Annotated in this window: 10 protein-coding genes; 2 read left to right on the top strand and 8 right to left on the bottom strand. The window is 61.6% G+C overall.

The genetic code is table 11. The features are described from left to right. From ACIQ36_RS17625 to ACIQ36_RS17610, 4 genes are all read right to left on the bottom strand, one after another. Positions 1–183: hypothetical protein (locus tag ACIQ36_RS17625; RefSeq protein WP_395831731.1), on the bottom strand; the 183-nt coding region annotated here is incomplete at its 3' end. Then, the gene (locus tag ACIQ36_RS17620) at positions 180–761 is read right to left on the bottom strand and encodes a Maf family protein (RefSeq protein WP_395831736.1); all 582 of its coding nucleotides are present in this window, start codon (positions 759–761) and stop codon (positions 180–182) included. The genes ACIQ36_RS17625 and ACIQ36_RS17620, both read right to left, overlap by 4 nt. A gap of 3 nt (positions 762–764) precedes the next feature. Continuing rightward, positions 765–983, bottom strand: a complete 219-nt coding sequence (gene infA, locus ACIQ36_RS17615; protein WP_094407124.1) for a translation initiation factor IF-1 — start codon at positions 981–983, stop codon at positions 765–767. A gap of 162 nt (positions 984–1,145) precedes the next feature. Then, positions 1,146–1,538, bottom strand: a complete 393-nt coding sequence (locus ACIQ36_RS17610) for a low molecular weight phosphatase family protein (protein WP_395831729.1) — start codon at positions 1,536–1,538, stop codon at positions 1,146–1,148. Positions 1,539–1,751: 213 nt separating this feature from the next. Between ACIQ36_RS17610 and hemA the strand changes: the two genes are divergently transcribed. Next, positions 1,752–2,966: a 5-aminolevulinate synthase gene (gene hemA, locus ACIQ36_RS17605; protein ID WP_395831727.1), complete on the top strand. Its 1,215-nt coding sequence runs from the start codon at positions 1,752–1,754 to the stop codon at positions 2,964–2,966. Positions 2,967–2,968: 2 nt separating this feature from the next. On the opposite strand, the gene ACIQ36_RS17600 is transcribed toward hemA, so the two are convergent. The 4 genes from ACIQ36_RS17600 to pdxH are packed head-to-tail and all read right to left on the bottom strand — an operon-like array spanning position 2,969 to position 5,714. Then, positions 2,969–3,925, bottom strand: a complete 957-nt coding sequence (locus tag ACIQ36_RS17600; RefSeq protein WP_395831724.1) for an MFS transporter — start codon at positions 3,923–3,925, stop codon at positions 2,969–2,971. A 9-nt stretch (positions 3,926–3,934) separates the two neighbouring features. Then, complete coding sequence (locus tag ACIQ36_RS17595; RefSeq protein ID WP_395831722.1) at positions 3,935–4,153, bottom strand: hypothetical protein; 219 nt, start codon at positions 4,151–4,153, stop codon at positions 3,935–3,937. Between the two features lie 9 nt (positions 4,154–4,162). Beyond that, on the bottom strand, positions 4,163–5,077 hold the full coding sequence (locus ACIQ36_RS17590) for a cation diffusion facilitator family transporter (protein WP_395831721.1): 915 nt from the start codon (positions 5,075–5,077) through the stop codon (positions 4,163–4,165). A 19-nt stretch (positions 5,078–5,096) separates the two neighbouring features. Further along, positions 5,097–5,714 (bottom strand): pyridoxamine 5'-phosphate oxidase, encoded by a 618-nt coding sequence (pdxH, locus tag ACIQ36_RS17585; RefSeq protein WP_395831719.1) that lies wholly within the window; start codon positions 5,712–5,714, stop codon positions 5,097–5,099. 191 nt (positions 5,715–5,905) lie between these two features. Here pdxH and ACIQ36_RS17580 point away from each other — a divergent pair. Continuing rightward, positions 5,906–6,055 (top strand): DnaJ domain-containing protein (locus ACIQ36_RS17580; RefSeq protein WP_395831734.1); only part of this gene is annotated, 150 nt, incomplete at its 3' end.

Genomic DNA, 6,055 nt, shown 5'->3' with positions numbered 1-6,055 from the left:
GATAAACGCCCCAACATCGGGGAGGGCCGCCCGCACGATTCCCCGGCAGACGGTGCCCAGGGGTAACTCGCCGACGCGCGCGGTGACAAACGCCGCACAAAGCCCGTCGATCAGGCGCACGCCGCGCACTTCGCCCGGCCCTTCGGACAGAATTATTCCGGCGTCGGGCCGGTCCATCGTCACGCGCGAAGGCCGATCCCGTCGAGCATCGCACCGATGTCCGACAGGGAGAGGCCAACGATATTGGAGTAAGAGCCGCTGATCGCGGTGACGTGGCGGGCGAAGAGCCCTTGAATGGCATACCCCCCCGCCTTGCCGTGCCATTCACCGCTGGCAAGATAAGTGGCGATATCGGTCTCGGTGAGGCGTTTTACCGTCACGCGGGTGGTGACGAGGCGGGAGCGGCGCAGACCATCCGGCCCGGCAAGTGCAATCCCGCCGTGAACCCGGTGGCTACGGCCCGAGAGAAGCGCGAGGCAGGCGCGCGCCGTGGCTTCATCCTCGGCTTTGGGCAGGATGCGCCGCCCAACCGCAACCACCGTATCGGCGGCCAGCACGAAACTATCGGGATGGCGCGGCGCGACCGCAGCGGCCTTCTCCTCCGCCAAGCGCAGGGCGTGGCGGGGCGGCAGTTCGCGCGGGTGCGGCGTTTCGTCGAGATCGGCCGGATCAACGGCAGTGGGGGTTATCCCAATCTGCCGCAACAAATCGAGGCGTCTCGGCGAGGCGGACGCCAGGATTAAGGAGTTCACGGCTGCAATACGTTATTTGAAGCGGAAGGTAATGCGACCCTTGGTGAGGTCGTAGGGCGTCATTTCCACATTCACGCGGTCGCCGGCCAGAACGCGAATACGGTTCTTGCGCATCTTGCCCGAGGTATGGGCCAGAACTTCGTGATTATTATCCAGCTTCACGCGGAACATCGCATTCGGCAGCAGTTCCGACACAGTGCCGGAGAACTCGATTACATCTTCCTTCGCCATAGTCTTCCTTGAACGAGACAATGAAAATAGGCCCTGGCGGCAGGGAATCTCACCGCAGGCGTATTAGGTGCTCTTAAGTGATGCTTTGGATGCGCGGGGTCAAGCGAAACCTACGCAGGGCGGCTCTGATTGCCGCGCCGAAGCCGCTTTTCTGCCCGCTTTTTAAGGAAAACGATCCGCAATCCGGTCCGCCAATTTATCCCGAACCATCCGATACGCTGCCAGCCGTTCTTCACGATTGCCTTCGGCGACGGAAGGGTCTTCGGTCGGCCAATATTCGACCTCGACCGCCTGGGTGCGGGTGAGTTCCAGCGCCCGGTGATGGGCTTCCGGCGAGAGCGTAACGATCAAATCGAAGTTGGTGTCTTCTAAATCTTCCAGCAGCGTCGGGTAATGGCGGCGCAAATCTGCCCCCAATTCCGCCATTGCCGCCGTCACGAACCCATCGGCTTCGCCCGCCCGGACCCCGGCGGACGCGACATAGACCTTCTTGCCATGGCTGAGGCGCAAAAGCGCCGCCGCCATTGGCGAGCGTACGGCATTGTACGTGCACATGAAGAGAATAGAGCTCGGCAGTCGAGGCCGATCCAACAGACCGGGCGGCATTTGTGACTAGTATGCCTGAGCCCCCCTGAGCAAACAAGATCCAGGGCACATAGGATAGAGGCCAAACAAGATGCTGCCCTGCGTTCAGCGGATAGCTGGGGTGCCAGCCCAGAATTGATCTGGCGCATTTGCCTTTCGGCGCGGGCGCGCTATGGTTGACCCATGCAGTACGAAGAGTTTTTTGCGACGCAGGTCGCAGCCTTGAAACGCGAGGGGCGCTACCGCGTCTTTGCCGATCTCGAACGGCAGGCCGGGCGCTTTCCGTTGGCTTTGTACCACGGGCCGACAGGACCGCGGGAAGTCACCGTTTGGTGCTCCAACGATTACCTCGGCATGGGTCAGCACGAGCGCGTGCGCGCGGCAATGCATCAGGCCATCGACCGGCTCGGCACCGGCGCAGGCGGCACACGCAATATCGCCGGCACCACCCATGAACATGTGCTGCTAGAGCAATCGCTCGCGGCCCTGCATGGGAAGGAAGCCGCGCTGGTTTTCACCTCCGGCTATGTGGCGAATGAAACCAGCCTCGCCACCTTGGGCAAGATGATGCCCAATTGTGTCATTTTCTCGGATGCGCTCAACCATAATTCCATGATCGCGGGCATTCGCAATTCCGGCGCGGAAAAGCATGTGTTTCGGCACAATGATCCGGCCGATCTGGAAGCCAAGCTGCGGCAGGTCGATCCGAAACGACCTAAGCTGATTGCCTTCGAAAGCGTCTATTCTATGGATGGGGATATCTCCCCAATCGCCGAGTTCTGCGATCTCGCAGACCGCTACGGTGCCTTCACCTATCTCGACGAGGTTCACGCGGTCGGCATGTACGGCCCGCGCGGTGGCGGGGTCGCGCAGGAGCGTGGCATCGAACACCGGCTGCACCTCATTCAAGGCACGCTCGGTAAAGCCTTCGGCATGGTCGGCGGCTATATCGCCGGATCGGCCGCGATGGTGGATTTCGTCCGCTCCAATGCGCCGGGGTTTATTTTCACCACCGCCCTGCCGCCCGTGATCGCCGCAGGGGCGCGCGCCTCAATCGATCATCTGATGAACAGCGAGGCCGAACGGCAGGCCCAGCGCGACCGGGTGGCCGTCGTCAAACAGCGTTTAGCGGCAGTCGGTCTGCCGTTGCTCGACAGCGAAAGCCATATCGTTCCGGTGATGATCGGCGACGCCAGCCTTGCCAAGCAAGTTACCGATCTACTGTTGGAACGGCACAATATTTACGTCCAGCCGATCAATTACCCCACCGTGCCGCGCGGCACCGAGCGCATTCGCATCACCCCCGGCCCGCTGCATACGGACGAGATGATCGACTATCTCATTGCGGCGTTGCTGGACGTTTGGCAGGTGCTTGCCCTCAAGAAGCAAGCGGCTTAGCCCTAGGTTTTCACCGCGCGGCGCACCGCCACCAACGCCGCCGACCCGCTCAGGAACACGCAGGCGGTAATCGTGAGGATCAGCAGTCGCGCCTCCTCCGGCCCCGCCGTGAAACCGACCAACGCGCCGGCGAGCGGTTGGGAGAGATTGTTCAGCAGCACGATTACGCCGGTTGTTTTGCCAAAATCCTGCGCCGGAATGAGGCGCTGGCGCAGGCTGCGCATGTAAACGGCGAACATTTTATCAAAGCCGATAATCAGCAAAAAGCCGATGGCGTAGACGGCCGGATGCTGGGCGATGCCGGTGAGAAAGCCACCGAGGGCGATCATCCCATAGGCGAGCCCACCCATAAACCCAACCGGGATCGGCTTACGGGCGATGATCGTTAGAATCAACACCGTCACCGCCGCGCCCGCCGTTTGCAGCAGCGCGTAATTTTCGTCGGACTGCGCGAGCGCGCCCGTTACCAGGGCGGCCGCCGTTGCCAAGGTCACACCCAAGACCAGATTGACGCCAACCGCGAGGAAAATGGTCATCTTCAAGCCTGGTAGCCGGTGAATATGGCCGAAGGCGATGCGGAGCGGCTGATACCACGGCCCTGCGGCGTGGATGGGGTCGGCGACCACCGGCTTAGCTTGTTGCCACCAGAGCAGCAGGATTTGATCGGCCAGCAAAAACAGCAGCGCCGTTGCCCCCACCGCATATTCCCACGGCATCCAGGCCAGCATCAGCGCCGCCACCAGCGGCCCCAAGACCATGCCCAATTGATCGGCGAGCGTGGTGGCGGAGAGGATTTTCTCCAGACGTTGCCCCGGAAAAAGCTGCGGTAGAATCCCTTCGCGCGCAATCCAAGCTTGCGTCGTCAGCGCGCCGCTCACCGCCGACAGAAATAGCAGCCAGCCGATCCCGCCAACACTCAGCGCGCCGAGGCTACCAATCAAACACACCGCCGCGCGCAAGCCTTGGCTTCAGCGGATCAAACGGTAGGCCGGTAGCCGGTCGGCCAGAATCCCGGCGATCGGAAAAGCCACGAAGCGCGGCAGAGTTTCGATGAAAAACGCAACGCCCGACCAGCCGACGCTGCCCGTGATCTGGAAAACGATCAACGGCACCAGAAATAACAGAATCTGATCGGCCAGCCGGGAGAGAAACTGCGAAACATAAAAAGCGCTGTCGCGGAAACCCATAATGCCTTCCTAAGCCGCCGAGCCGCGCAAATCAGGCCGAACGACGCTAATCGGGTCTTGGTGAATAATAATCTGCGCGCGCGGGAAATCCTCCAACAGGCGCGCCTCGACGTTATGGCTAATTTGATGGGCCTCGATCAGCGGCAACGCGTCCGGCAATTCCAAGTGAAGCTGAATAAACAGGTCCGGCCCTGCCTCGCGCGTGCGCAGGTCGTGCGCGCCCGAAACGCCCGGCACACTGCGGATAATCGCAATGATTTTCTGGCGCACCTCGTCGGGAACCTCGCGGTCCATCAGCACCTGATAGGCGCGCACGCCAATGCCCCAGGCCGAGCGCACGACAATCGCGCCGATGACCAACCCCAGGAGCGGATCGAGCCACGGCAGGCCAAACCGATCCGACGCCCATAGGCCGAACAGCACAATCACATTGGTAACAAGGTCGCTGACGTAATGCAGGCTATCGCCTTCCACCGCCAGCGACGCCGTGCGCCTTAAAACCCAGCGCTGGAACGTCACCAAAACCAGCGTCAGCACAATCGCAAAGATCGACACGCCGATCCCAATGGTCGGCATCTGTACCGGCTGTGGGGTAACGAAGCGCTGCACGGCCTCGATCAGTAGCAGACTGGCCGAGCCCATGATGAAGGCCGCCTGCGCCAATCCGGCCAAGGGTTCTAGCTTGCCATGCCCAAAGCGGTGCTCATCGTCGGGCGGCCGCGTTGCCCCCCGGACGGCAATCAGCGTGACCAGCGAGGCGACGGCATCCAGGCTCGAATCGATCAAGCTCGAGAGCATCGTCACCGCGCCGGTGGCAAGATAGGCCCAGGCTTTCAAACCGATCAGAACGAGGGCCGTTAAAACCGCCGCTTCAGTGGCGCGCTGGGCCCAGCGCATTTGGCTTGGCGTCGCTTTGGGGGGCATTGGGAAACTCGGCTTTCCGTTAGGGGAACAGACGGAAATTCGTCCAGGCGTCGCCTGCGCGCTCATAGATGAGGCGATCGTGCAAACGATAGGGCATGCCCTGCCAGAACTCCACCCGCTCCGGCACCACGCGAAAGCCGGTCCAATGGGGCGGGCGCGGAATTTCGCCCTCGGGATACCGGCTTTCAACCTCGGCGACGCGCGCTTCCAGCGTCGGGCGGTCCGGCAAGGGCCGCGACTGGTCCGACGCCCAAGCGCCGATCTGGCTGCCGCGCGGGCGCGAATGGTAGTATTCGTCGGCCTCCTGATCGCCCACTAGGCTAGCCTTGCCTTCGATGCGAACCTGACGCTCCAGCGTTTTCCAATGGAAGGTGAGGCCGCAGAAGGGGTTCGCCAGCAATTCGCCGCCTTTGCGCGATTGCGTGTTGGTGTAAAAAACGAAGCCGCTGGGATCAAAGCCCTTCATCAGCACAATCCGTACCGAGGGCCGCCCGGTCGCCGAAACGCTGGCCAGTGCCATGGCGTTGGGATCGTTGATTTCGCGCGCCGCCGCGTCCTCAAACCACGCGCCGAACTGCGTGAAGGGCGAGTCCATACTCGTGAGGGCCACCGCCGAAATAGGCCGATCGATCAGCATTCTCTTATCCTTTCTATCGCACCCCCGACAGATAGGGGCGACGCCGAACCACTATGGGATACGAGGGTCCCTTGAACCAGAGGCCTTGCCGTTATATGTGAAGTGTGTGGGATGAGGGTGGACGCCGACCGAGGCCCGACAGGGTTCGCCCCCAATCGCCAATGTGTAGAGAAGACAGGTAAACTATCCCCATGCGCGATCCCTACGAGGTTTTAGGCGTGCCGCGAACGGCGGATGCAGATGCGATTAAAAGCGCATATCGCAAACTCGCCAAACAGTTTCACCCGGACCTTAATCCGGGCGATAAGGCTATCGAAACCAAGTTCAAAGATATCTCCGCC

The organism is Elstera sp., assembly GCF_044372965.1.
Lineage (GTDB): Bacteria > Pseudomonadota > Alphaproteobacteria > Elsterales > Elsteraceae > Elstera.
Note: the sequence above shows the minus strand (reverse complement) of the source record. Positions and strands in the feature narration are given on the sequence as shown.